General features: G+C 45.6%; 22 protein-coding genes and 14 tRNA genes. 11 read left to right on the forward strand and 25 right to left on the reverse strand.

Features of this window, described 5'->3' with window-relative positions; genetic code table 11:
* Positions 1 to 19: 19 nt before the first annotated feature.
* From L5L77_RS09820 to L5L77_RS09850, 7 genes are all read right to left on the reverse strand, one after another.
* Positions 20 to 337, reverse strand: coding sequence for a DUF2007 domain-containing protein (locus L5L77_RS09820; protein ID WP_028761071.1), 318 nt, complete (start codon positions 335 to 337; stop codon positions 20 to 22).
* Between the two features lie 234 nt (positions 338 to 571).
* A complete protein-coding gene (secF, locus tag L5L77_RS09825) occupies positions 572 to 1,519 on the reverse strand; it encodes a protein translocase subunit SecF (RefSeq protein ID WP_263222653.1) in 948 nt (315 codons plus the stop codon).
* A gap of 12 nt (positions 1,520 to 1,531) precedes the next feature.
* Positions 1,532 to 3,382, reverse strand: a complete 1,851-nt coding sequence (gene secD / locus L5L77_RS09830) for a protein translocase subunit SecD (RefSeq protein WP_113941670.1) — start codon at positions 3,380 to 3,382, stop codon at positions 1,532 to 1,534.
* 17 nt (positions 3,383 to 3,399) lie between these two features.
* A complete protein-coding gene (gene yajC / locus L5L77_RS09835) occupies positions 3,400 to 3,732 on the reverse strand; it encodes a preprotein translocase subunit YajC (RefSeq protein ID WP_007649452.1) in 333 nt (110 codons plus the stop codon).
* A gap of 27 nt (positions 3,733 to 3,759) precedes the next feature.
* Entirely contained in the window at positions 3,760 to 4,884 is a 1,125-nt protein-coding gene (gene tgt / locus L5L77_RS09840) for a tRNA guanosine(34) transglycosylase Tgt (protein ID WP_006082277.1), read from the reverse strand.
* 161 nt (positions 4,885 to 5,045) lie between these two features.
* Positions 5,046 to 6,083, reverse strand: coding sequence for a tRNA preQ1(34) S-adenosylmethionine ribosyltransferase-isomerase QueA (queA, locus tag L5L77_RS09845; protein ID WP_263184872.1), 1,038 nt, complete (start codon positions 6,081 to 6,083; stop codon positions 5,046 to 5,048).
* Between the two features lie 62 nt (positions 6,084 to 6,145).
* Positions 6,146 to 6,355, reverse strand: coding sequence for a hypothetical protein (locus tag L5L77_RS09850; RefSeq protein WP_263173796.1), 210 nt, complete (start codon positions 6,353 to 6,355; stop codon positions 6,146 to 6,148).
* A 208-nt stretch (positions 6,356 to 6,563) separates the two neighbouring features.
* On the opposite strand from L5L77_RS09850, the gene L5L77_RS09855 reads away from it, so the two are divergent.
* Both L5L77_RS09855 and L5L77_RS09860 read left to right on the forward strand, forming a co-directional pair.
* The gene (locus L5L77_RS09855; protein WP_219253881.1) at positions 6,564 to 7,187 is read left to right on the forward strand and encodes an ACP phosphodiesterase; all 624 of its coding nucleotides are present in this window, start codon (positions 6,564 to 6,566) and stop codon (positions 7,185 to 7,187) included.
* 75 nt (positions 7,188 to 7,262) lie between these two features.
* A complete protein-coding gene (locus L5L77_RS09860; protein WP_263222654.1) occupies positions 7,263 to 7,934 on the forward strand; it encodes an RluA family pseudouridine synthase in 672 nt (223 codons plus the stop codon).
* A 98-nt stretch (positions 7,935 to 8,032) separates the two neighbouring features.
* Here L5L77_RS09860 and L5L77_RS09865 read toward each other — a convergent pair whose 3' ends face one another.
* Complete coding sequence (locus L5L77_RS09865; protein ID WP_106650969.1) at positions 8,033 to 8,473, reverse strand: hypothetical protein; 441 nt, start codon at positions 8,471 to 8,473, stop codon at positions 8,033 to 8,035.
* 350 nt (positions 8,474 to 8,823) lie between these two features.
* Here L5L77_RS09865 and L5L77_RS09870 point away from each other — a divergent pair, with 350 nt between their 5' ends.
* On the forward strand, positions 8,824 to 10,203 hold the full coding sequence (locus tag L5L77_RS09870) for a Gfo/Idh/MocA family oxidoreductase (protein ID WP_263222656.1): 1,380 nt from the start codon (positions 8,824 to 8,826) through the stop codon (positions 10,201 to 10,203).
* A gap of 183 nt (positions 10,204 to 10,386) precedes the next feature.
* On the opposite strand, the gene L5L77_RS09875 is transcribed toward L5L77_RS09870, so the two are convergent.
* The 7 genes from L5L77_RS09875 to L5L77_RS09905 form a co-directional block, all read right to left on the reverse strand.
* Positions 10,387 to 10,911 carry a CIA30 family protein gene (locus tag L5L77_RS09875; RefSeq protein WP_263181580.1) on the reverse strand — a complete coding sequence of 175 codons (525 nt, stop codon included), beginning with the start codon at positions 10,909 to 10,911 and terminating at the stop codon, positions 10,387 to 10,389.
* 75 nt (positions 10,912 to 10,986) lie between these two features.
* Complete coding sequence (sstT, locus tag L5L77_RS09880; protein WP_212601602.1) at positions 10,987 to 12,213, reverse strand: serine/threonine transporter SstT; 1,227 nt, start codon at positions 12,211 to 12,213, stop codon at positions 10,987 to 10,989.
* Positions 12,214 to 12,384: 171 nt separating this feature from the next.
* A complete protein-coding gene (locus L5L77_RS09885) occupies positions 12,385 to 13,284 on the reverse strand; it encodes a chemotaxis protein CheV (protein WP_028761082.1) in 900 nt (299 codons plus the stop codon).
* Between the two features lie 139 nt (positions 13,285 to 13,423).
* Positions 13,424 to 13,894 (reverse strand): dual specificity protein phosphatase family protein, encoded by a 471-nt coding sequence (locus tag L5L77_RS09890; protein WP_028761083.1) that lies wholly within the window; start codon positions 13,892 to 13,894, stop codon positions 13,424 to 13,426.
* Positions 13,895 to 13,966: 72 nt separating this feature from the next.
* Complete coding sequence (locus tag L5L77_RS09895) at positions 13,967 to 15,250, reverse strand: DEAD/DEAH box helicase (protein ID WP_263184912.1); 1,284 nt, start codon at positions 15,248 to 15,250, stop codon at positions 13,967 to 13,969.
* 47 nt (positions 15,251 to 15,297) lie between these two features.
* Positions 15,298 to 15,855, reverse strand: coding sequence for a methylated-DNA--[protein]-cysteine S-methyltransferase (locus tag L5L77_RS09900; RefSeq protein WP_263184913.1), 558 nt, complete (start codon positions 15,853 to 15,855; stop codon positions 15,298 to 15,300).
* A gap of 45 nt (positions 15,856 to 15,900) precedes the next feature.
* Entirely contained in the window at positions 15,901 to 17,592 is a 1,692-nt protein-coding gene (locus tag L5L77_RS09905) for a DNA-3-methyladenine glycosylase 2 family protein (RefSeq protein WP_263184914.1), read from the reverse strand.
* A gap of 435 nt (positions 17,593 to 18,027) precedes the next feature.
* Between L5L77_RS09905 and L5L77_RS09910 the strand changes: the two genes are divergently transcribed.
* Positions 18,028 to 19,857: an ABC transporter ATP-binding protein gene (locus tag L5L77_RS09910; RefSeq protein WP_113941006.1), complete on the forward strand. Its 1,830-nt coding sequence runs from the start codon at positions 18,028 to 18,030 to the stop codon at positions 19,855 to 19,857.
* A 581-nt stretch (positions 19,858 to 20,438) separates the two neighbouring features.
* On the opposite strand, the gene L5L77_RS09915 is transcribed toward L5L77_RS09910, so the two are convergent.
* The 10 genes from L5L77_RS09915 to gltX form a co-directional block, all read right to left on the reverse strand.
* Positions 20,439 to 20,514, reverse strand: a tRNA-Glu gene (locus L5L77_RS09915).
* A 131-nt stretch (positions 20,515 to 20,645) separates the two neighbouring features.
* A tRNA-Glu gene (locus L5L77_RS09920) sits at positions 20,646 to 20,721 on the reverse strand.
* A 118-nt stretch (positions 20,722 to 20,839) separates the two neighbouring features.
* Positions 20,840 to 20,915, reverse strand: a tRNA-Glu gene (locus tag L5L77_RS09925).
* Positions 20,916 to 21,046: 131 nt separating this feature from the next.
* Positions 21,047 to 21,122: transfer RNA gene (locus L5L77_RS09930), tRNA-Glu, on the reverse strand.
* A 131-nt stretch (positions 21,123 to 21,253) separates the two neighbouring features.
* Positions 21,254 to 21,329: transfer RNA gene (locus tag L5L77_RS09935), tRNA-Glu, on the reverse strand.
* A gap of 118 nt (positions 21,330 to 21,447) precedes the next feature.
* A tRNA-Glu gene (locus tag L5L77_RS09940) sits at positions 21,448 to 21,523 on the reverse strand.
* Between the two features lie 130 nt (positions 21,524 to 21,653).
* Positions 21,654 to 21,729, reverse strand: a tRNA-Ala gene (locus tag L5L77_RS09945).
* A gap of 104 nt (positions 21,730 to 21,833) precedes the next feature.
* A tRNA-Glu gene (locus tag L5L77_RS09950) sits at positions 21,834 to 21,909 on the reverse strand.
* Between the two features lie 63 nt (positions 21,910 to 21,972).
* Positions 21,973 to 22,048, reverse strand: a tRNA-Ala gene (locus L5L77_RS09955).
* 105 nt (positions 22,049 to 22,153) lie between these two features.
* A complete protein-coding gene (gltX, locus tag L5L77_RS09960) occupies positions 22,154 to 23,563 on the reverse strand; it encodes a glutamate--tRNA ligase (RefSeq protein WP_105252064.1) in 1,410 nt (469 codons plus the stop codon).
* 615 nt (positions 23,564 to 24,178) lie between these two features.
* Here gltX and L5L77_RS09965 point away from each other — a divergent pair.
* The 7 genes from L5L77_RS09965 to L5L77_RS09995 all read left to right on the forward strand — a co-directional run bounded on the left by L5L77_RS09965 (position 24,179) and on the right by L5L77_RS09995 (position 26,590).
* Positions 24,179 to 24,254 (forward strand) — tRNA-Val (locus L5L77_RS09965).
* Between the two features lie 44 nt (positions 24,255 to 24,298).
* A tRNA-Val gene (locus L5L77_RS09970) sits at positions 24,299 to 24,374 on the forward strand.
* Positions 24,375 to 24,422: 48 nt separating this feature from the next.
* Positions 24,423 to 24,498: transfer RNA gene (locus tag L5L77_RS09975), tRNA-Val, on the forward strand.
* Between the two features lie 28 nt (positions 24,499 to 24,526).
* Positions 24,527 to 24,602 (forward strand) — tRNA-Val (locus L5L77_RS09980).
* Between the two features lie 28 nt (positions 24,603 to 24,630).
* Positions 24,631 to 24,706: transfer RNA gene (locus L5L77_RS09985), tRNA-Val, on the forward strand.
* Between the two features lie 166 nt (positions 24,707 to 24,872).
* A complete protein-coding gene (locus tag L5L77_RS09990) occupies positions 24,873 to 25,103 on the forward strand; it encodes a hypothetical protein (protein ID WP_105252063.1) in 231 nt (76 codons plus the stop codon).
* Positions 25,104 to 25,570: 467 nt separating this feature from the next.
* Positions 25,571 to 26,590: a TRAP transporter substrate-binding protein gene (locus L5L77_RS09995; protein WP_113941003.1), complete on the forward strand. Its 1,020-nt coding sequence runs from the start codon at positions 25,571 to 25,573 to the stop codon at positions 26,588 to 26,590.
* The last annotated feature ends 37 nt before the right edge of the window (positions 26,591 to 26,627 follow it).

A 26,627-nucleotide genomic window follows, 5' to 3' on the forward strand; every position in this document is an offset into this window, starting at 1 on the left:
GAAGGTTGCCAGTGAAAGGCTAGTTGTGGCTTTCGCTGCGCTCTGAGCTACATTGCCAGCAAAGCTCAAAACTGCCTTCATTAGTCTCATGGCATTGCACACACTGCCATTGCGGACTTTCAACATCCAACGCATTCAATTGAACTTGTGCTGACGCGTATTGGGACTCACCTACCCATAACTCGACGTTTTGCATCCCAGTAGGAAGTTCACCAATGCCGCCTAATAACGCTTCACCTCTGAGTTCAACATGAATGCCACAGGCTTCCAATAAACCTTTCCATGTATGGGCCTGCAATAAATTACCACCAGCAACTAACACTTTACGTTCTTCCATGCGACATCCTACGGCTACAACTCTCTAGAATATGGGTTGCCGACATCCTACTGCTAAATAGCCGAGGCTGTCGAGCGCTGATTTTTACATCAGTTGTTAAATAAATTAACATTCACCTTTTACAGCATAACTGACTATAACTTTGTGAGTTTGCTAGCAGAATGTCAGATATGCCTCAAAATTGATGCAAAAAAAAGCCACCTCATAGGTGGCTTTTTAACTCGAAATTAACCTTTAAGGCATCATAGGAGGTTGGTCTGCGCCTTCTTTCTCAATCTCAACTGGCATCATGTGTTCACGATTGATACCCAGTTTAACGGCCAAGAAGCTCGCCACATAGATAGAGGAATAAGTACCCACAAAAATCCCCAACAGCAATGCAGTCGCAAAGCCATGGATCATAGTGCCGCCCTTAAGGAACAAGGCCACAACAGTCACCAAAGTCGTGCCCGTTGTAATAATGGTACGGCTCATCGTTTGAGTGATTGAAATGTTAACTATTTCTTCAGGATCGCTCTTACGCATCTTAAGGAAGTTCTCACGGATACGGTCAAATACCACAATAGTATCGTTAAGTGAGTAACCCACCACCGTCAACAAGCCCGCCAATACGGTCAAGTCAAATTCCAATTGGAATAACGAAAACACCCCTAAGGTCACGATGACATCGTGCGCCAGTGCCGCTACAGAACCAAACGCTAAGCGCCATTCGAAACGAAACGACACATAGATCATGATACAAATCAGCGCAACTAATACCGCCAATGCACCTTGCTCTGCCAGTTCTTTACCCACTTGTGGGCCAACAAACTCAACACGCTTCTGCTGCACTTGTGGGTCAACTTTCTGCGCGGCTTCCATGATAGACTTAACCTGCACATCGCTCTTAACGCCTTCTTTCACCTGTAAACGTACAAGTACGTCACGGCTAGAACCGAAGTTTTGCACGATCGCACCTTCGGAATCTGGCGTCGTCAGTTGCACACGCAGCGCATTCAAATCAACCGGCTGAGTAAACTCCATTTCAACAACAGTACCGCCAGTGAAATCAAGACCCCAGTTAACGCCATTAGTTGCGAGCGATACCAGCGAGCCCAGCACTAACACTGCCGACATAATGCTAATAGGCAGTGCATGGCGGAGGAAGTTTACTGTATGTTTTAAGGATAAAACTTCAATCATTGTCACTTCCCCTTAGATAGACAGAGTCTTCACGCGCTTACCACCCCAAATCGCGTTAACGATTGAGCGAGTACCCACGATGGCGGTAAACATAGAAGTCGCAATACCTATCATTAAGGTCACAGCGAAGCCTTTAATCGCACCAGTACCTACGGCAAACAAAATGAGCGCAGTGATGAAGGTGGTGATGTTCGCATCGGCGATAGTTGAGAAAGCATTACCATAACCTTCATGGATAGCCTGCTGTACGCTACGTCCGGCACGAAGCTCTTCACGAATACGCTCATAAATCAGCACGTTGCCGTCAACCGCCATACCGACCGTCAATACCATACCGGCAATACCGGGTAGGGTTAACACAGCGCCAGGGATCATAGACATAACGCCCACAACCATGACTAAGTTTGCGGTTAAAGCCAGGTTAGCAATAAGCCCAAAGCTACGGTAGTAAACCAACATAAAGAGTAAGACAACTGCCATACCCCATACCATGGCTTGTACACCGCTTTGAATGTTTTCAGCACCTAAGCTTGGACCAATGGTACGTTCTTCAACAATTGATACAGGAGCAATCAAGGCACCCGCACGCAGTAATAGCGCAAGGTTTTGTGCTTCACCATGACTTAAGCCAGTGATCACAAAGTTACGGCCTAAACGGGCTTGAATGGTCGCGACAGAAATCACTTCTTGGATTTTCTGCATCTTAACGCTGCCATCGGCATTGCGATCACCACTGTCTTTATATTCGATGAACAAAGTCGCCATAGGCTTGCCTATGTTGTCTTTGGTCACGTCAGAGAAAATGGTACCGCCTTTAGCGTCGAGGTTGATACTGACCTGAGGACGACTGTACTGGTCAAAGCTAGGTTGTGCGCCAGTGATATGGTCACCCGTCAACATCACTTCTTTCTTCAATATCACAGTGCCACCTTCGCGGCGCTGATACACTTCAGAACCCGCAGGTACACGGCCTGATTGCGCAGCATTCGGATCGGCTTTGTCATCCACCATGTGGAATTCAATTGATGCGGTTGCACCTAAGATTTCCTTAGCACGAGCCGTATCTTGCACACCTGGCAGCTCAACGATAATGCGCTCGGCGCCTTGACGTTGTACTACAGGCTCAGCCACACCTAACTCGTTAACACGGTTACGAATGGTAGTAATGTTTTGTTGCAGTGCTTCTTCTTTAATCTGCTTTAGATAAGCTTCACTCATCACAGCTTGCAGCGCGAAATCTTCGCCACGGCTAGCGTCGGTGAACACCATATCTTTATTGCGAGTCTTAAGGAAACGCTCGGCAGTCGCTAAGTTTTCAGCATCACGGAACTTGATTTCAATTCCAGTAGCATTAACACGAATACCAGCATAACGAATGGTTTCTTCACGTAATTGTGAACGGAAATCAGCAACTTTAGCTTCTTCCATCTTACGAATCGCTTCGCCCATGTCCACTTCCATGAGGAAATGCACACCACCGCGAAGGTCAAGACCGAGCTTCATTGGGCTACCACCCATGGACTCAAGCCACTTAGGCGTCGCAGGCGCTAAGTTAAGTGCCACAGTAAACTTGTCACCTAAGCTGTCAGCAATGATTTCTTTCGCCAGTAGCTGTTGATCCGCATTTTGCAAACGGACTAACAACTGACCTTTTTCAAGCTCAGAGCGCTTTACCGCAATGCTCTTACTGGCTAACAGCTCGTTCACACTGGCTTGGGTAGATGCTGTTACTTCAGCACCTCGAGTCGCCACCACTTGCACCGCGTGATCTTCACCAAAAAGGTTAGGTACGGCATAGAAACAACCTATGGCGATGACGAGCATCACCATAATGTTTTTCCACATTGGGTATTTATTTAACACGCCTGAGCCCTCTTGGCTTACAACGACTGGATAGAGCCCTTAGGCAATACAGCTGCAATATAGTCTTTTTTGATCGTGATTTGTGTTGTGTCGTTCAAGCTCAGTAACACGTAATCGCTTTCGTCGCTGATTTTTGCAATCTTGCCTAAAATCCCACCACTGGTTAACACTTCATCGCCTTTGCCTAATGAAGACATTAGATTTTTGTGCTCTTTAACGCGTTTTGATTGCGGACGGAAAATCATGAAATAGAAAATCAGGCCGAAAATCGCCAGCATGAAAATCAGTTCCATCGTGCCGCCACCTTGTGGTGCGCCGGCAGCGCTTGCATATGCATTTGAAATAAACATAGTTTTTCTCTTCTTATTAGCAAAAAATCAATCGACTAACTCTGGTACTTCGCGACCTTGACTGGTATAGAAGTCCGCCACAAAGGCGTCTAATGTACCCGTCTCAATCGCACCGCGCAAACCTTCCATTAACATTTGATAGTATCTCAAGTTGTGAATGGTGTTTAAACGCGCACCCAGAATCTCATTACAACGATCTAAGTGGTAAAGATACGCCCGTGAATAATTTTTACAGGTATAACAATCACACTTAGTATCAAGTGGTGACGTGTCATCTCTATGACGCGCATTGCGTATTTTGATCACACCTTCACTCGTAAACAGATGACCGTTGCGGGCATTACGGGTTGGCATCACACAGTCAAACATGTCAACACCACGACGTACACCTTCAACTAAATCTTCTGGTTTACCGACCCCCATCAGATAGCGAGGTTTGTCTGCAGGAATTTGCGGGCAAATATGCTCAAGAATGCGATGCATATCTGCTTTAGGCTCTCCTACGGCCAAACCACCGACGGCATAACCGTCGAAACCAATATCGACTAAGCCTTTTAAGCTTTCGTCGCGTAAATCTTCATACACACCGCCCTGAATAATACCGAAGAGTGAGTTAGGGTTCTCTAAACGGTCAAATTCATCACGCGAACGTCTTGCCCAACGCAAAGACATCTGCATTGACTTGCGCGCTTCATCTTCAGTGGCAGGATACGGGGTACATTCGTCAAAAATCATCACCACATCACTGCCCAATGCATCTTGAATTTGCATTGATTTTTCAGGATCTAAGAAGATTTTTTCACCATTAATGGGCGAACGGAAATGCACACCTTCTTCGGTGATCTTACGGATATCGCCAAGACTAAACACTTGGAAACCGCCCGAGTCAGTTAAAATAGGACGCTGCCAGTTCATAAAATCATGCAAGTCACCGTGCTTACGCATGATTTCTTCGCCTGGGCGCAACCATAAATGGAAAGTGTTACCGAGCAAAATATCCGCGCCAGTGGCACGTACTTCTTCTGGTGTCATGCCTTTCACTGTGCCGTAGGTTCCTACCGGCATAAAAGCGGGGGTTTCTACTGTGCCACGATCAAAAATTAACCGACCACGGCGCGCACGCCCGTCGGTAGTGTCTAATTCAAATTTCATAATTCACCTCGCCAGATAAACAGTCTGACTACATTTTTAATGGCTAATGCCATTTTGATTAACAATAGAGATGGGGACAGTGTTAAAAGGTTCAATCTTTTAACGAAAAAAATTGCCGCATAATCTCACTTTGGGCGGCTATTTTAAAACAAAATCTTGGTCTAGTGGGCTTTTTTCGTCACAAACATCGCATCGCCATAGCTAAAGAAGCGATATTTTTGCGTGATAGCATGTTGATACGCCGCCATAACATGATCAAAACCGGCAAAAGCACTAACTAACATGATCAAAGTTGATTCAGGTAGATGAAAATTTGTCACCATAGCATCGACCACTTGGAATTCATAACCTGGGTAAATAAAGATGTCGGTATCGCCGCTAAAAGCTTTGAGTTCGCCAAGGCTTGCGCGTGCTGCACTTTCTAAGGAGCGCACTGACGTCGTCCCTACGGCCACCACACGTTTACCCGCAGCTTTGGTTTGCGCGATTAAATCAACCACATCCTGTGGCACATTCGCCCACTCGGAATGCATCTTGTGTTCAAGAATGGTATCGACACGCACTGGCTGAAATGTTCCCGCGCCCACATGCAAAGTCACAAACGCGACATTCACGCCCTTGGCTTTTAATGCATCAAGCATGGCATCGTCAAAATGCAAACCCGCCGTTGGCGCAGCAACTGCACCAGGGTTTTGGTTATACACGGTTTGATAGCGCTCTTTGTCGGCATCTTCATCTGGTCTATCGATATAAGGAGGCAAAGGCATGTGCCCTACTGCTTCAAGCACTTCTAAGATGGTTAACTCTGATAACAACTCAAGTTCAAACAAAGTATCGTGGCGGGCGACCATCTTCATTTGATAGCCACCGTCGAGATGGATTAACGAATCCACTTTCGGGGATTTAGAGCTGCGAACATGGGCGAGGATGCGCTTATCATCAAGCATACGCTCAACTAAAATTTCTAACTTGCCACCACTGGCCTTTTGACCAAACATGCGCGCGGGGATCACTCGGGTATTGTTGAACACCATTAAATCGCCGGAATTAATCATCCCCAGCAGATCGGTAAACTGCTTGTCACCTAACGCACCAGAGCTGCCGTCTAAGGTTAACAGACGGGATGCATTACGCTGCGCCATAGGATAACGAGCGATCAGCTCATCGGGGAGATCGAAAGAAAAGTCTGCAACGCGCATATTGGCCTCTAGATAGCTTAGAACGGCGGCTAGTCTATGGTTAGAGGCCAATAAGATCAAGATTACTTATTGCCAGTGTCCACTTCTTGCTCGGGTTCCACTGGATTGATGCCATCTTGGGGCAGATTGTCATCAGCATCGAATTTTAGCCGCGAGCGACTAAAGTCATCCATGCTGAAACGGTGTTGTTCAAAGGGGATTTCTATTAGCACTTTTTTGCGCTTCTGCTGCTCGTCTTTACCAAGCATTTTGGTGAACCAGTTCCACATCATCCATGATCCTAAAAAAGGTTATTGATTTTATTTCACTTTTCCCATATCGATTACTATATCAACGTTTAAGTAAGCCATAATTATTCACGGCGAATCAAATGTCATTATCAATAAAAAGTGAAAAAATACTGCATTTTTAGCTTCGGCGCTTTCCTAAGCGCGCTTGTGCATGATACCGTGAACCGACGTGGTTAACCAAGCACAAATAATGAACTTTCTTACACACTTACATCTCGCCGACATCAGTAAAACCCACCTTGCTGCCAACGTAGCAGGTAACTATATTCAAGCGCCAATTGCACAAGCCCCAATGGAGTTACGCCAAGCTTTATGGCTAAACCAAGAGATTAATACCCTCTGCGCCAGCCATGAATTGACGATTGAATTAATGGAAGCTTTCCCTGCGCCCTTAAGAAGCATAGCAGCAGAACTCATGGCGGTGAGTTTCGATCACTATTTAGCTTACTATTGGGAAGAATATCACCACCAACCCTTGGATGAATTCAGCAGCAAGGCCTATGACGCGTTAGATGCTTTCGCCACGCAAGGCGTTGATCCATACCATCCAGAGGCATTATTTACACTCTTGCCCACAATGCGCAGCGCCGATTGGCTAGGCAGCTACACCACCGAAAAAGGATTACAACAAGCCTTAGCACAAGTGGCCAAACAGCATCCGCAAGCCGCACTGTTTAAAGATGCCCATAAAGTCGTCAATAAAATGCAGATAGAAATCGAAACCGCGTTCCGCACTTTTTATCCGCAACTAATGGCTTATACCCGTATTTGGAGCCGTAAGACGCCTGCAGAATATTTGCCCTCCCCCCTCTAAGAATAAGCAAGCATGAGATTATGCTGTGTGCCTGCGTAAATTTTGCTAGTATGGCCGTGCAAAAATGAGGACAAGATGCAGATATTTGATTACCAACCCCCAGCTGTTCCTTGGCTAGACATACGCTATAAAGATAGAGATCTGATTATCATCAATAAACCTTCGGGATTATTATCTAATCCGGGTCGAGCAGCTCACACCTTCGATTGCGCGTTAACCCGCTTACAAGCCCTTTATCCAGAAACGATTTTAGTGCATAGGCTCGACTGCGCGACCTCGGGCATTATGGTGTTCGCCCGTAATAAAAAAGCGGAGTCGCATTTAAAAACACAGTTTCAAGATAGACAGAGTAAGAAAGTCTATATTGCCGAAGTGATGGGACATGTGCTGCAAGATCAGGGGATTATTGACCTCGCGATAGTGCCAGACACTGAACATCCGCCCTATCAAAAAACGCTACAGGCGGGAGAGACTGGCGGTAAAAGCGCGCTCACCTACTACCGTGTACTAGAGCGCCGAGAAAACAGCACCTTAGTTGAGCTTTCGCCAGAAACCGGCCGCACCCATCAATTGCGTGTGCATATGCTTGCCCTAGGCCATGCGATTTTAGGCGATGAGTTTTACGGTGATGTCGAGGTTATCAAGGCCAAACCGCGTTTATGCTTACATGCACAAAGCTTAAGTCTGACTCATCCCTATTCGGCTAAACCACTGTTTTTTAGCAGCAAACATCCCTTTAGCGAATAACTCAATCCAATAGCTGCAACCCCATAAAAGCAAAAGGTCGCAATTTAGCACTGAGCTAAAATGCGACCTTAGTTACTTACGGACTCGATTGTTGCCTTTTAAGCGACGCGTATGCCTTGCGCAAAATCGGCATCGGCGGCTAATTTATCCGCTTGGAAATAACAGCCCTGCTCATTACAAAATTGTAATTGCTGCGACTGTGTCACGATAAAGAATTCACCAAAGAAATTACCGCCCACATCTTCCAGCTTATGGCCTTCAGCGGTTGGCGACATATAGACTTCATCTAAACTATGGCAGCCATCGCTAAACCAAGTTTCTAAAAAATATTTTCCGTCTTCTTTATAGAGGGTAATTTTGTCACCCAATAAAGGACGCCCATCTAACCAACGACCTATAATTTCACGATTTTGCATATCTGTCTCCCGCCAATGAAGGCGACGGCGTTTTTCAATCCCAGACATCCTGATATCCTTATGCAATACCCAATCACCTAAAGTGAATGTCAGTTGTGGTAGTACATTAAGCATAGAACCCATTTAACGCTTTACTCCCCACTACAGCAAATTACTTCAAACCGCCCGTCAAATGTAACTTTTAGGTTAATTTAAATTTGCTAAATGTTTAAAATATAAAAGATAAATACCTTTGATTAATTAATCGGCAGTGTAGCTCAATCTACAAATAAAAACGCGATCTTTATCACTATTTACTTATCGCTAAAGTAAAGACAGCTAAAAGACTTATCTAGCGAGCTGAATGAGCTTGTTACATCTTTATTGCCAATTTGAATGGGGTTTCTGATATAACCCATAAGTGAATTACCGTACAAATAAGACCAAGTGATATTTCAATATCCCTACAAAACAAAAATAAAGCAGGAAGCGCTATGCATAACATTCATCGTCGTAATTTTCTTAAGGCCGCAGGTGCCGCTACTGCAGGACTCGTTACTGCTAATATTGCTCTCAATGCCTACGCCAGTAGTGTCGCCCCTAAACCGCAAGTGGGTAAATCCGTTATCGGACTCATAGCACCTAAGATGAACGTGGTCCGAGTCGGCTTTATCGGTGTTGGCGAGCGAGGATTTAGCCATGTCGAGCAATTCTGCCATTTACAAGGCGTTGAACTCAAAGCCATTTGTGATACCCATCAAGCGGTAGTCGACAGGGCCGTGGATCATATCGTCAAACAGAATCGACCAACACCGGCTGTCTATACAGGTAATGATCTGAGCTATCGCGATCTGTTGAGCCGCGATGATATCGATATTGTGATTATTTCAACCCCATGGGAATGGCACGCGCCAATGGCGATAGAGACGATGGAAAGCGGTAAACATGCCTTTGTCGAAGTACCGTTAGCACTCACAGTAGAAGAATGCTGGCAAATTGTGGATACCGCTGAACGCACTCAGAAAAACTGCATGATGATGGAGAACGTCAACTACGGCCGTGAAGAACTTATGGTTCTCAACATGGTACGCCAAGGTGTGTTTGGTGAGTTGCTCCACGGTGAAGCCGCTTATATCCACGAGCTACGTTGGCAGATGAAGGAAATAGACCATAAGACGGGCTCATGGCGGACTTATTGGCATACCAAGCGCAACGGTAACTTGTACCCGACCCACGGTTTAGGGCCGGTTTCCCAGTATATGAACATCAACCGCGGTGATAGATTTGATTATCTAACCTCGATGAGTTCACCCGCTCTTGGCCGTGCGCTCTATGCTAAACGTGAATTTCCCGCCGATCATGAGCGTAATCAGCTCAAGTACATCAATGGGGATATCAACACCAGTCTGATTAAGACCGTTAAGGGCCGGACCATTATGGTGCAGCATGACACTACGAGCCCAAGACCTTACAGTCGCCACAATTTGATCCAAGGAACAAATGGCGTGTTTGCGGGTTTCCCGAATCGTATCGCCGTCGAAAATGGTGGCTTTGGTCAGAGTTACCACGAGTGGGATATGGACATGCAAAAGTGGTATGACAAATATGATCACCCTCTGTGGCAACGCATAGGCAAAGAGGCTGAGATTAACGGCGGCCACGGCGGCATGGATTTTGTGATGTTATGGCGCATGATTTATTGCCTGCGCAATGGCGAGGCCTTAGATCAGGATGTGTACGATGGCGCGTCTTGGTCGGTGGTGAATATCTTAAGTGAACATTCACTCAATGACCGCAGTAATTCAGTCACCTTCCCAGATTTTACCCGCGGCGCATGGCAAACGGCCAAACCCTTAGGGATTGTCGGCGCTTAAGCAGCGGCTTTCGCTAAACTCATCATTTTGATCGGTTCACCATAAGGATAAGTGCCTCTGCCTTATCCTTTTTCTTTTCTTTTCTTTTCTTAAATGAAGCTTAGAGATACCCACACCATCAATAGCAATAAGGAACAAGCAATTAGGGGCAACAAACTCATGATAAGAAACCACCTATAAACACTAATAGTAGCCAATTTCTTTGATTTTCAAAGAAAAATCACCACTCTGCTGGGCACCAATAACTAGCCCTAGACTACTGACTTGGCTTAAATCTATTGCCACTCGGGAAATCGGTTTACCCCGACATTGGGGCAAGAAGTCACTAAAGGGAATTTCTATCCGCTGCCAATTCAAAACTCTAGCGCCACTCACACCAAACGTTTGATGGCTTGGCGCGGGCATAGGCGCTTGATAAACCGTGCTTTGGGGTGTGTCGACATCCTTTAGATTCACTTTATAATCTTTAGGTCGGTCGCCATCGAGTTCGACATAGATCCCAGTAAATCCACTGACATCTATAGGGCTAAACTCACAACGCACTGAAGCAAACCCGCCGCCATTTGCCAGCGACACATGGCCACTAAACTCACCATAGCCTAAAGGTGACACCGTCATCTTACTGCGGGACAAACCGCCCATCACAGTGTCATTTATTCCATACCAAGGCTTTGCGGCATCTAGCACTTTAAAATCAAAAAAGATCATAACGACTCCCATAAAAAAAGCAGCCACCTAAGTGACTGCTTCCATAATACTTTTCAATACAAATAACAGCACTCGTTAACTCAGTTTAGCTTTATTCTCAGCGGCTTCACAAGCAGCAGCGGTAAAGATAACGTCAGTAGAGCTGTTCAATGCGGTTTCGGCAGCATCTTGAACCACACCAATAATAAAGCCGACAGCGACTACTTGCATGGCGACATCATTAGAAATACCAAACAAGCTACAAGCCAGTGGGATCAACAGTAATGAACCACCCGCTACACCCGAGGCGCCGCAAGCCGAAATAGCGGCTACAACGCTCAATAACAATGCGGTGAGTAAATCGACTTGAATGCCTAAGGTATGCGCCGCAGCTAAGGTCAATACCGTAATAGTGATCGCCGCGCCGCCCATATTGATGGTGGCACCTAAGGGAATAGAGACTGAATAAGTGTCTTCATGCAGATTTAATTTTTCACACAGCGCCATATTCACCGGAATATTCGCCGCACTCGAGCGGGTAAAAAATGCCGTCACGCCACTTTCACGCAAACAACGAAATACCAACGGATAGGGATTGCGTTTAATCTTCACGTAAACAATTAAAGGATTAACGATTAAGGCAATAATGGCCATCGCACCTAATAACACTGCCAATAACTGCGCATAACCCGCAATTGCGGCAAAACCGGTTTCAGCAAACGTCGCAGCAACTAAACCAAAGATACCAATAGGTGCTAAACGAATAATGAAATGCACCATTTGCGAAATGCCGTGGCTCATGTCGGCAAATACTTGCTTAGTCGAATCGCTAGCATGATGTAAGGCTAAACCTAAACCCACACCCCAAGCAAGAATACCAATATAGTTGCCCGTCATTAACGCATTCACTGGATTATCAACCAATTTAAATAATAAGGTATTGATCACTTCACCAATACCTTGTGGAGGAGTTGTACCTTCCACACCAGCAACCAAAACTAAAGTCGTGGGGAAAATAGAGCTTAAAATCACAGCAGTTAACGCCGCGGCAAAGGTACCCAATAAATACAGGATCACAATTGGGCGCATATTGGTTTGCGTATTTTTCTTTTGATTGGCAATCGACGATGCTACTAAGATAAATACCAGTATTGGAGCAATCGCTTTTAATGCTCCAACGAATAAACTGCCTAAGAAGGCGATATCTTTTGCGCTATCGGGTGAAAAACTCGCTAACACCACACCAGCGATAATCCCTAATAAGATTTGTAATACGAGACTGCCATTAGCCAACTTAGCTAATAATGATGATTCTTGTTTCATGGTTTAACCTGTCGTTATTATATTTCGGTTGAGATCCCCAACGCGCACCTTCGGAAATGAGGCCAATAAGGTTTTTATAGGATGTGACTAGACTTGTCTAGTTTTGCGGGGAAATAAGCTAACTAAATTACCCTTGTCCCGCAAAAAGCATACAAAAAACTAACAAGCGCCTTATTGGCGCTGCTTCATGGCTAAATCGGCACCACGCAACATGGCATCAATCAACTCGTGAGCATCGAACTTAGTCAGCGCTTCATTTGCCCCCACTTGGTGGGCCTGACTCACGCTTATTTCGCTGGATAAAGACGTGTGTAAAATAATGTAGGCCTTGGCGGTCAATGGATTATCACGCACCTCAAACGCCAGTTCGTAACCATCTAGTCCCGGCATCTCGATATCACTCACCAGAATATCTATGGGGTGATGCTCTAGTGCCGCTTGTTCCATCATGACTAAGGCTTCTTTACCGTCGGCGGTCACTCGATAAGGGATGTTGATCATATCAAGGGCGTCGGATAACTGCTTACGTGCCACCTTAGAATCATCCACTAACAGGATATTCATAGGTTTGAGTTTCTCACGTTGCACATCGGTCAAGATTGCCCGATTTGCCTGTGGGTTATTCGGGAAAATTTTCGACAGCAATAACTCAACATCGAGTAATTGTACTAACTGGTCCTCAAAACGAGTCACGCCAGTCAAGTAGGCATTCTTACCCAAATTGGCAGAAGGCGCCTCAATATCACGCCAATTACATTCAATAATCTTATCGATACCACGCACTAAAAAGCCAATGATCATCCGCTGACAGTCAGTGATGATGATGTAGCATTTTTCCCGCTCTTCAGGAGCTATCGGCCGATAGCCAATCGCAGCCGCCATATCTATGATAGGAATCGTATGGCCACGAATCGTTGAAGCGCCAAGAATCGTCGGATGAGATTGGGGAATTTTGCTTAGCTGTGTGTACGGCACCAGCTCACGCACTTTCAACGTGCCTAAGGCAAACACTTGAGTCTGTGATAACCGAAACAGTAGTAATCCCTGTGACTGACTTGCCTTACTTTTCATAATTAGATAAATAACTCACTAAAAACAACCTTCGGATAGCTTAACCTTAACACAGTAAAATTTTGATGACTAAGGTCAAACGAATGAAACTATTATTACCTATTTATTAATAGGTTCGACGCCAATCGCCGACAAATGCTTAGTCTTGTAATGCATACAAGACATCAAAGGCAAATTGATCCCAACCTTCGGCAGTAAAAGCAATATCGCGAATATTACGAACTTGGCTCACCGCATGTAATGGCGCTGCACCATTGACCATCAAGTAATAGGCCATGATAAGACTGGTGCGATCCTTGCCAGAGCGACAATGGATCACGACAGGCAGCTCATCGGCTTCACATTGCTGAATAAAGGCGAGTGCCTTGGGCAACTGAGCGACACAAATCGCCACATCCCCATCTTGGGGCGGCACATTGCGCGAAAAGGGAATACATTCGTAACGTAAATCAAGCTGCTTAAACGCACTCGGCTCGCAGCCCTCGCCCCCATTGACCGACAGAATGGCACCAATGCCAGCCTCTTTGAGCGCTTGTAAATCCCAAGGATCTTTATTAGGGCCACTGCGCCCTGCGACTTTACCTTCAACTAACCAGAATAAGTGTTGCATAAACCTTACCTACGACAAGTGAGATGACAAGGAACGCCAGAGATAAGCTAAGAATAGCTTGTTTCCAACGACTTAAGATTTTTTACCCCAAAATTCAGCATTGGCAGGCGGTAACTGTTTACGTTTTTTTTTACCCATACCTTCAGGTTTGGCGACAGGTTTAGCTTGTTCTAACAGTTCGGCTGGCATTTCATCATCGGCTTCAAAACCGACAATTTGCTCACGCACTAACTTAAGTTTGTTCTTTTTCTCTATCACGCCAAAGTGGTGATAATCCTCATGGGAAATCAAGGTCACGGCTAAGCCTGCTTCACCGGCGCGGCCACTACGGCCAATACGATGCATATAATCTGCAGGGCTCCTTGGTAAATCAAAGTTGATCACCACAGGCAGTTTATCGATATCAATACCACGGGCGGCAATATCGGTCGCAATTAACACACTGATCTCGCCATTTTTAAAGCCATCGAGCACTCGCGTACGCGCGCCCTGGGCTTTATCGCCATGGAACACTTCGGCAGTGATCCCACGTTTAGACAGCTTTTGCGCTAAGTGATTACAGGTATTTTTGGCACTCACGAAGATCAACGCCTGTGACCACTGATGTTCTTTAATCAGATGCGCCAATAATGCGGTTTTCATCGGACGATTAACCGTAATCACCCGTTGATGAATCGTGCTTTCTTGCTCACTTTGCAATTGATATTCAAGTGGATTATTAAGCAGTTTTGCCGTTAACTCACGGACTTCTTCAGGGAATGTCGCAGAGAATAATAAGGTTTGTTTCTTGACGGGCAAAGCGTCGAGCACTTGAGCTAATTCTTCAGTAAAACCAAGGCTTAACATGCGGTCAGCTTCATCTAGCACTAAGGCGCTGACACGATTGAGTTTGATGGCATTACTCGACAACAGATCTAACAAACGACCCGGCGTTGCTACGAGGACGTCGGCGCCAGAGCGTAGACTCTGCATTTGCGCATTCACCGACACACCGCCAAACGCAGCGACAATTTTTAGCTTGCCATTAAGATGTGAGGCATAGGATAAAAAGCTGTCGGCGACTTGTTGTGCTAATTCACGGGTTGGGACTAAGACCAAACAACGAACATAAACGCCGGTCTTATCATCAGTTTTTGCGTCAACAAGTTGTTGCAACAGCGGCACGGCAAAGGCTGCCGTTTTACCCGAGCCCGTATTAGCACCGGCTAACACATCGCGCCCCGCAAGCACAGCGGGGATCGTCGCCGCCTGTACTGGTGTGGGCGAAACATACGCTAATTCGGTTAATCGATTTAGCAAAGGTGCAATAATGCCGAGTTGGGCAAAGCTTGCCGCAGAGGAAGAAGCCTGAGTCATAGAAAGTTTAACTGCTCACCAATATCTTAATAGGCGGCTATTCTAGCTTAAATATCGAGGCAATGCTTGGCAGTTTCCAGCGTTAATAACTGCTGTTTCATCGCAAGCCCATAGGCGTAACCCGTTAACTTGCCGTTTTTGCCTATCACTCTATGGCAAGGCACGATAATCGCAATGGGATTGGCACCATTGGCCGCGCCCACGGCGCGCACCGCCTTAGGCCGACCAATTTGCTCGGCAATCTGCCCATAGCTGCAGCTCTGACCATAATCTACATTGAGCAAAGCTTGCCAAACTTCACGCTGAAATTCAGTGCCCTTGGGCGCGAGCTTTACATTAAATTCAATCAGTTCACCTGCAAAATAACGCGCGAGCTGCACTTGAGTTTCACGAATATGCGCCTTAGCTTGATTGAGGACATCCTCACTCACCTTAGCAAGCGCAATCTCAGTGCGATCCGAGCCGACAACCGTTAAATGACTCAGCCCATAGGCATTGGCATTTAACTGCAATATTCCGGCAGGACTCATAAAAGTATCTACGGCACAGGGCTGATACGCAGCAATACTCGGCGCTTGGCTCAATTGACGAATCGCATGTTTCATAATTTATCTCTCTATTTATGTCTTCAACTTAGATCGTTTTAGTCGCTATTGATGCCAAAGCTGAAAAGTTAAATAACTGCCCCAAGGCGCGATTTCTTGACTCAGTTGCTGGCACAGCTGCGGGTAGTTGACTGCACCCGCAGCGGCTTCTTCTAGCCTATGGGTCTTGCCATACAAAGCAAGCAAATGCTTTTTAACAATCAAATCGGTATGCAAAAACACATTGGGATCGCCCAAACCGCGAAGCTTAGCATACGCGATTGTCCAAGGACCTATGCCCTTAACGCTGAGCCAATCATCGACACTCGCCTCAGGATGATCACAGATAAACGCCGCGAGCGCATTGAGGGCTAATTTACGAGCGCCGGGCATTTTTAGCTCTGTTAGACTCGCCTCACGAATGGCCTCGGGTGTAGGAAATAAACGATACTCGCAACCATTGAGACTAAAGCGCTCGCCATAGGCTTCAACTAATTGATTAAGTAGCTTAGTCGCCTGCACTACCGTCACTTGCTGGCCTAAAATCGCACGGCAGGCCGCCTCAAATAAGGAGCCTGCACCGGGAATGCGTAATCCCGAAAACGGTGTTAATCCTAAACTTGGTAGCGCACTTAAGCCTTGTTCAATCTGCAGCATATCCGCATCGAGATCTAAAATGCGTCGTACTTCAGTGACCAGCAATTGCAGCTCATCGACAGGAGAGTCTTCGGTCAACATTATCGCGAGTTTGAAGCGATTTAGCTTAGGCTCATGGATAATGTGCACTGTGCCGCGCATCTTACCTAGGGCAAAACAGCGACCATATTCGAGCCCATTATCGCCAACTTTGGCCTCATCTACCACGGACGCCTCATCGCCAACGACATCGATCGCTTGTGGATGACTCATCTGCGGTGTGAACCATTCCATCCCTGTTACCGCACGTAATCGATAAAACGCCAGCTGTGATGTCCAATCCAATGGCGGACGATAATACTGATACAAGGTTAATCCATAGTGCGGCACAAATTCACCCATAGTATCAATCTCACCTAATCCTGTTAGTGGCTCAATCATGGACTCCTTTGCCGCTTTGGTTAATGCACTCTTTCTTAACTGGGTCGGCGTCAATTGCAAGGTTTGCTTAAACGCCTCATTGAAACGGCGAATACTGTTGAAACCCGCCGCCATCGCGACTTGAGTGATAGGTAATTGGGTTTGGTGCAATAATTGTTTAGCAAACAGTAATTGCCGATATAAGGCGTATTGTTTTGGCGAAGTGCCAAAGCCTTCGGTAAAGAGCTTATTGAGATAACGACTGCTGATCCCTAATCGGTCAGCCAATTGTGTTATTGTCGAAGCTGGCTCTCCCGATGATTTTCCCGCTAAGGCGCCCGCTTCGATTAAGCTAATGGCCCTCGCTAACGTTGTGCCAGTCCCCTTCCAAGGATTCGATCCCGGCGCACTGTCGGGCCGACAACGCAAACACGGGCGTAATCCTGCCTGTGCAGCTTTCACGGCCGAATCAAAATAACGCACATTTTGCTCTTTTGGCGCGACGGCGGGACACACAGTTCGGCAATAAATGCCCGTCGTTAATACGCCCACAAAAAACTTACCATCAAACCGCGGATCGCGGCTCATCCTCGCCTCACGGCAAATGGACGCAGAAAGTAGCCCCGCACTGGACTCCAGTGAATGCACCGAATCTATTTCATCACGCTTAATCGCACTCTTAGACACTCTATCTGCACTCATTTTTCACCACGCCCGACAATATTCGCTCACAATTAATTTCTTGTTCATTACTTTACGTAAAACTAGCATGTAGCACTAGCGGAAAACGGAACTCAATCATTTCAATGCTTTTAGGGCATGAAATCTTATATACCCAAGCTACCTGAAGATACGAGTTTCAGAGCGTCTAGGGTGCTTCAATTCAAGGCGCATCAATGACAGAATGTCGGCCACCTTTTGAATTGGTGCGACACGGAAGTGGAGTGCCCTAGACGCTCCGTCCCGGCGGGTTTTAACGCACTTTATGCCGTGTTGGTTATTTTTAACTTAGTCCACTAGGTCTGCAAATAACCGCCTTGCCTAAAGTGCGTTAAATTCCCGCTGAATCCTGCATCTTCAGGTTGTTTGGGTATATGCTAGAGCCGACTATTTTTTATCTCACCATAGAGTTAATTCATGTTTAAACGATTTGAATCCTGGGTTGAAGCCCTACCCGATGATGAACCCACTAAACCACCCACAGGGGTTTATGCTTTTTGTCGCCACTACACTAAGGGCTACGAACTGCCGCTGATCTTAATGTCAGTGCTGACAGCCATGCTGGCCATGCTTGAAGTGTCACTGTTCGGATTCATGGGCCAATTAGTGGATTGGCTGGTGAAAAAAAATCCCGAAACCTTATTCCAAGACGAAGGCACGACCTTAATGCTGATGGGAGGTATGGTGATAATTGTGATGCCAATATTGGTATTACTGCATGCGCTTATCATGCATCAAACCTTGCTCGGCAATTATCCTATGTCGATCCGCTGGCTTGCACACCGTTATTTGCTAAAACAAAGTGTATCGTTTTATCAAGATGATTTTGCTGGCAGAATCGCCACGAAAGTGATGCAAACATCCTTAGCCGTGCGCGAAACTGTGATGAAATTACTCGATGTGTTGGTATACATTTTAGTGTATTTCACCTCAATGCTAGTGATGATTGCCAGCGCTGATCTGCGCTTAGTCATACCTATGCTAGTCTGGCTTGCACTGTATGTTGGTCTGCAATGGTACTTTGTGCCTAGACTAAAAAGTGTCTCTACCGAGCAAGCCGATGCGCGCTCAACCATGACAGGCCGTATCGTCGACAGCTATACCAACATCACCACAGTGAAGCTATTCGCCCACACACAGAAAGAAGCCGAATACGCCAAATCCAGTATGCGGATATTTTTAGACACGGTTTATCGCCAAATGCGCTTAGTGACGGGCATCAGCGTAAGCGTGCAAATCATCAACTATCTGTTGGCCTTTAGTATTGCAGCAGTATCGATAGCCCTATGGACCGATAGCGCAATCACGGTCGGCGCCATCGCCATTGCGGTCAGTTTAGCACTGCGCTTAAACGGCATGTCACAGTGGATAATGTGGGAAATCAGTTCGTTATTCGAAAATATCGGCACGGTTACCGATGGAATGAACACCTTATCGAAAACAACGATCATCCAAGATGAGCCAAACGCCAAGGCGCTGGTCGTCAATCATGGCAAGATTGATTTCAACCAAGTGTGTTTCCATTACGGTGAGCAGACTGGCGTGATTGAAGATCTGAATTTGAATATTAAAGCAGGTGAAAAAGTTGGCTTAGTGGGGCGTTCTGGCGCAGGTAAATCGACCCTAGTGAATCTACTAATGCGATTCTACGATGTTGAAAAAGGTCAGATTAATATCGATGATCAAGACATCAAGATGGTTATGCAAGATTCACTGCGTTCGCAAATTGGCATGGTGACCCAAGATACCTCCCTCTTGCACCGCACCATTCGCGAGAATATTCTTTACGGCAATCCCAGTGCCAGTGAAGAGCAACTTGATCGCGCGATTAAACAAGCTCAAGCCTATGACTTTATTCAGGAACTCAGTGATCCTAACGGTAATCATGGCTTAGATGCCCAAGTGGGTGAACGCGGCGTAAAACTCTCTGGTGGCCAAAGACAGCGTATCGCCATCGCGCGGGTTTTATTGAAAAATGCGCCCATTTTACTGCTTGATGAAGCCACATCTGCGCTAGATTCCGAAGTCGAAGCTGCAATCCAAGAAAGTTTGTATGAATTAATGCAAGGCAAGACAGTGATCGCGATTGCCCATCGACTTTCTACTATTGCCGCGATGGACAGGTTAATTGTATTAGATCAAGGCCGAGTCGTTGAGCAAGGCACGCACCATGAACTCATCGCCGCAGGCGGTATTTATGCTCAATTATGGGCCCACCAAACCGGTGGATTCTTAGGTGTAGACTAAGCCAAAGGTAAGATGACGAAAGGCGACACTCAGCAGTGAGTGTCGCCTTTTTTATCTCAAATAAGTTTCCGCCTACTTCTGCCCTCTTCCCACAAAGCTTCACTCTTACACTCGCCCGCATATTCACCGCAACGATACGCTATTCAGCTATTACAATAGCTACCGTAAGAACAGTTCACTTCAAACTTTACTCGTTGAACGATTGGAAACAAGAGATAAACCGCGCTTAACGGCTCAACTTATCAGCATTGAAAGTAGCAGCATTCAAAGTACCAACACACTGAACAATCCGAAAGGTGAGTTTGGGCCATGGGTTAGCGCAAGGTTAAGCAGGAAAACGCTTCGATAATCTTTATCACACGATTGAACAGAATGACTTCACCACACTAAGTAAGCCTCTCGAAGCATCATTTATTTAGGTGGTTTGAATTGGTGGGTAAATTAGGCAAATAACTCGGAGCGTATGACTCGTAAATGAATCGGGGAGATCTCGATTTAATATTCAAAATTCAGACACAAAAAAACCACCTTGAGGTGGCTTATTGTCTTTAACCAAAGTTTCGATAAACCTTGATTAAAATTGGTATCCCCTAGGGGATTCGAACCCCTGTTACCGCCGTGAAAGGGCGGTGTCCTAGGCCTCTAGACGAAGGGGACCCGGACTTATGATTTAACTCGTAACCGAGCTTTGTAACACATTCACTTCAGTAGGCTAGGAAGCAAATGTCTCGTTCTTACCAAACAACTCGTTAGTTATTTGCTAGGAACAACTCTCTATAAAATATAGATGGTATCCCCTAGGGGATTCGAACCCCTGTTACCGCCGTGAAAGGGCGGTGTCCTAGGCCTCTAGACGAAGGGGACCCGGACTTATGTTTTAACTCGTAACCGAGCTTTGTAACACATTCACTTCAGTAGGCTAGGAAGTAAATGCCTTGTTCTTACCAAACAACACGTTAGTTATTTGCTAGGAACCAAAATGTGGTATCCCCTAGGGGATTCGAACCCCTGTTACCGCCGTGAAAGGGCGGTGTCCTAGGCCTCTAGACGAAGGGGACCCGGACTTATGATTTAACTCGTAACCGAGCTTTATAACACATTCACTTCAGTAGGCTAGGAAGCAAATGCTTTGTTCTTACCAAACAACACGTTAGTTGTTTGCTAGGAACCACTCTCTATAAAATATAGATGGTATCCCCTAGGGGATTCGAACCCCTGTTACCGCCGTGAAAGGGCGGTGTCCTAGGCCTCTAGACGAAGGGGACCCGGACTTATGATTTAACTCGTAACCGAGTTTTGTAACACATTCACTTCAGTAGGCTAGGAAGCAAATGCCTTGTTCTTACCAAACAACTCGTTAGTTATTTGCTAGGAACCACTCTCTATAAAATATAGATGGTATCCCCTAGGGGATTCGAACCCCTGTTACCGCCGTGAAAGGGCGGTGTCCTAGGCCTCTAGACGAAGGGGACCCGGACTTATGTTTTAACTCGTAACCGAGTTTTGTAACACATTCGCTTCAGTAGGCTAGGAAGCAAATGCCTTGTTCTTACCAAACAACACGTTAGTTATTTGCTAGGAACCAAAATGTGGTATCCCCTAGGGGATTCGAACCCCTGTTACCGCCGTGAAAGGGCGGTGTCCTAGGCCTCTAGACGAAGGGGACCCGGACATATTAATTTGAACTTAACGTTCCCGTTTAACATCTACGGTCTCATAGGCACTCTTCTAAGTAGCGAAGTGTGCCTTGGGTGTATTAATTTAAACTTTCGTTTCTGCTTAATAAGGCAGTAAATTGGTGGAGCTACACGGGATCGAACCGTGGACCTCTTGCATGCCATGCAAGCGCTCTCCCAGCTGAGCTATAGCCCCAAATTTTTGTCAACACAGCTAACTTTAGCAGTATATGTATCAGCAGAAATTTAGACTTTGTTCTTACCAAACAACACGTTAGTTATTTGCTAGGAACCAATATTTGGTATCCCCTAGGGGATTCGAACCCCTGTTACCGCCGTGAAAGGGCGGTGTCCTAGGCCTCTAGACGAAGGGGACCCCGGACATATTAATTTGAACTTTTCACTAGAAAAGGTTCCCGTTTAACATCTACGGTAAGTTTGGTGGAGCTACACGGGATCGAACCGTGGACCTCTTGCATGCCATGCAAGCGCTCTCCCAGCTGAGCTATAACCCCAAACCTATCGAACTACATTTAAGTGCACTGCAAGCATTTGCTCGACTGTGTCTCAACTGCGTGGCGCATTCTATGCAGCGCACCTAAAAGTGTCAACTCGTTTTTTTAGGAATTTATTCTATCTGCTACAAATTCAATCGCTTTGGATATTCTTTGCTCAGAACGGCTTCTTCCAATTAAAAATAGTGTGATATCTAAGCCTGGAGACTGCCCTGCCCCTGTTACTGCAACACGTAAAGGCATACCGACCTTACCCATACCCACATCTAATTCAGTCGCAGTATCTTCAATTGCCTGATGAATAGCTTCAGCTGTCCACTCAGTTAATGCCGATAATTTCTGTTGCACCAGTTGCAATGGCTCTAACGCAACACCGCGTAAATGCTTTTTCGCCTGTGCTTCATCAAACTCAGCAAAGTCTTCATAGAAATAGCGGCTAGATGCAGCTAACTCTTTTAGAGTCTTAGCGCGCTCAGCTAATGCAGTGACCACTTCAGCTAATGCTGGGCCATTTGACAGATCAATTTTTTGATCGTCCATGTGCCATTGTAAGTGTGTTGCCACATATTCTGGATCTAGGCTCTTTATATAGTGTTGGTTCAACCACACCAGTTTATCGGTATTAAAAGCAGAAGCGGCTTTGTTGATGTCACTCAACTTAAAGAATTGCTTCATTTCTTCTAATGAGAAAATCTCTTGGTCGCCATGTGACCAACCTAAACGCACTAAATAGTTCAGCAGTGCTTCTGGTAAATAGCCATCGTCACGGTACTGCATTACGCTAACAGCGCCATGGCGCTTGGACAACTTAGCGCCGTCATCACCTAGAATCATAGATACGTGTGCATATTCTGGGATCGGCGCCCCTAATGCTTTAAGAATGTTGATTTGACGCGGGGTATTGTTGATATGATCTTCACCACGCACCACACAAGTGATCCCCATATCCCAATCGTCAACCACCACACAGAAGTTATAAGTTGGCACGCCGTCGGTACGGGCGATGATCAAGTCATCTAATGCATCGTTAGAAAATTCAATCCGACCACGAACATGGTCATCAAATACCACTGAACCACCGATTGGATTTTTAAAACGCACCACAAATGGTTCATCAGTCTCGCGAGCGGGTAAGTCGCGACAGCAACCATCATACTTTTGTGCTTCACCGTTAGCGGCCTGTGATTCTCTTAAGGCATCGATTCGCTCACGTGAACAGTAACATTTATACGCTGTGCCCTTTTCTAACATTTGAGCAATGATTTCGTTATAACGGTCAAAACGCTTAGTTTGGTAATATGGGCCCTCGTCCCATGTCAAACCTAGCCAGTTCATGCCTTCTAAAATCGCATCGCAAGCGGCTTGAGTCGAACGCTCAATATCAGTGTCTTCAATACGTAATACAAACTCACCGTTATTTGCACGGGCTTGTAACCAAGAATAAAGTGCAGTACGGGCACCACCAACATGCAAGAAACCGGTAGGACTAGGGGCAAAACGCGTCTTAGTTGTCATAATGGGACACTAACCTATATAAAGTCGTCTAGATAAAGACAATCACGATAAAAAAAGTGGGCTTATTCTAACAGTCAAAGCAGGCGCTGCAAATGGGACAAGCTTCACAGTATCACTTATCTGGTTAAATCGTGTCGCGAATCCCTCCCTTTTATAGGGAAGCCAATATAAAGCGATATATAAAGGTGGCACTATTGCTATCGCCACCATTGATGAATGCTAACACTTGAGATGATTTTTCAGGCTTTATATTCCAACCCCTAAATCTCTACACCTATATTCCTTCGACTATAAATATCTGCGCCATCGAACACGCGCATCTATACACTATCAATGCACTCATACTATTAGTGCGTAGTGCGCTAATTTTTATAAATCACTCACTTCCTCAGCACTTTTACCACAAAAAAGTCCGGTGAATGGGATGAGTTCAACTCGTATTTAATCGCGAGCGTCCAAATTACGTACCATTGACTGGCGAATTAAATAACACTTTGATCGGCGGCGTGATTAGCATTAAGCCAATGTGGACAAAAATAGCGCGACCAATGCTTTTTTCACTAAAAAGCGTTGACACTAGATCGAACCTCCCTATAATACGGCTCCACACAGCGAGGTCGATTAGCTCAGCTGGGAGAGCACCTCCCTTACAAGGAGGGGGTCACTGGTTCGAGCCCAGTATCGACCACCATATTTTCTACAAAGAAATTATGGCATACAAAATGTTATATCCCAGGTCGCTTAGCTCAGCTGGGAGAGCACCTCCCTTACAAGGAGGGGGTCACTGGTTCGAGCCCAGTAGCGACCACCATTATTTAGTGAAAAATGACTTAAAAATTGTGTAGTTTAAGAATGCCCAGGTCGCTTAGCTCAGCTGGGAGAGCACCTCCCTTACAAGGAGGGGGTCACTGGTTCGAGCCCAGTAGCGACCACCACATTCTGCAATACACATGTTATATCCCAGGTCGCTTAGCTCAGCTGGGAGAGCACCTCCCTTACAAGGAGGGGGTCACTGGTTCGAGCCCAGTAGCGACCACCATATTATGCAATACACACGTTATATCCCAGGTCGCTTAGCTCAGCTGGGAGAGCACCTCCCTTACAAGGAGGGGGTCACTGGTTCGAGCCCAGTAGCGACCACCATAAATCTCCCCAATAAACTTTACCCACGTGCTTACTCAACTATGCTTGATCTCAATCAGCGAGTGATAAGTTATGCTATTCGGCATTTTATATTTCGTTAAATACTAAGCACTATCGACACTCAGCCTGATTTCATTCTGCTTTAGCATTTTTGGAGATCAACATTATGGCCAGCGTCAGTCAATCCGCTTCTCTTGCCAATATTGCCACTTATTTAAAGCATACCCATGCCTGCGATGAGCAAACAGCTCTAAAAGAGGCGCGGGAAGTCATGCATAATCTCGTCAGCATGCGCCAAAAAGGCTTTATTACCGGTTGGTACTTTGATGAACAGGGCCATTTAGCCTTGTTACCTAGCGATGCTATCCTTAAACGTATTCTTTTAGAGGATGACTAACAGCATCAAATGAATTGTGTCTTGATTGACTACGATAGCTATCGACTTAACCTCTATAGACTTCACATCTCACCTACACTTCTTCTCCTAAAGCAGCCCACCACAGTATTTGTCGTTATATCGCATACTTTTACGGCTTTTTTTGATCTAAAAATAACTAAGTTTGTTTAATTTATCTGCAACGACAAAAGCCGTCAATTTGGGGCCGATCTTCACTATGGGTGGGTTTCCACCCAAACACAAAATCACTGTGAGCGAGATCTCACCCACCAAACTAAAAGTGTGACAAACATCAAATGAACTACACTTTAGTAACCAAACACTTACAGAAGCCAGTGTAAGTTGGCGTGGTATTTGCCTTTAGTAAGACAGACCTCAGGGAAATCAAGGCTGTATTCCTACTCAAACTTGGTAACAAACTAACCAAGACTGAGGACAAATCCTAACAACAGAAAAAGGAACTCAAGATGATATTGAATCAACAAACTGGATTGACCCGTCCACTCAAAACCTTAGTCAAAATGCTCGCTGTTGCCTCCGTATTTGCGACCAGTTTTAACGTATTTGCAGAACCGATTGAAATTAAGTTTTCACACGTAGTGGCAGAAAACACACCTAAAGGCCAAATGGCACTTAAATTTAAAGAACTCGTTGAACAACGTTTACCAGGTGAATACAAAGTCAGTGTATTTCCTAGCTCACAGTTATTTGGGGATAACAACGAATTAGCGGCACTGCTGTTAAACGACGTACAATTTGTCGCGCCTTCACTCTCAAAGTTTGAGCGTTACACTAAACGTCTACAAATATTCGATTTACCTTTCCTATTCAATGATATGGATGCCGTGAACCGTTTCCAACAAGGTGAAGCTGGTCAAACATTACTGAACTCCATGAGCCGTAAAGGAATTGTCGGTCTGGGTTATTTACACAATGGTATGAAACAGTTCTCCTCTAACACACCACTTAAAAATCCTGCTGATGCAAAAGGCTTGAAATTCCGCGTTATGGCATCTGATGTTCTAGCAGCCCAGTTTGATGCTGTTGGTGCAATCCCTGTGAAAAAACCTTTCTCTGAAGTATTTACTCTACTTCAAACCCGCGCTATCGATGGTCAAGAAAACACTTGGTCAAATACTTATTCACAAAAGTTCTATGAAGTGCAAAGCCAAATCACTGAAAGTAATCACGGTGTTCTCGACTATATGGTCGTGACCTCTGACACTTTCTGGAAAGGTCTACCTGCTGACAAACGTAAGATCATCAAAGAAGCTTTAGACGAATCTATCGCATTAGGTAACAAGATTGCTGCTGAAAAAGACAATGAAGACAAACAGTTAATCCTTGATTCTAAACGTTCACAGTTAGTGACTCTGTCTCCTGCTGAACGTCAAAAATGGGTTGAGGTAATGAAACCTGTTTGGGCTAAGTTTGAAGATCAAATCGGTAAAGATGTGATTGATGCTGCTGTAGCTGCAAATAAATAATAATGATGATAGTCGCCTAAGCTCAACCGAGCTTAGG

Origin of the sequence: Shewanella sp. SM29, assembly GCF_025654245.1 — a bacterium.
Classification (GTDB): Bacteria; Pseudomonadota; Gammaproteobacteria; order Enterobacterales; family Shewanellaceae; genus Shewanella; species Shewanella oncorhynchi.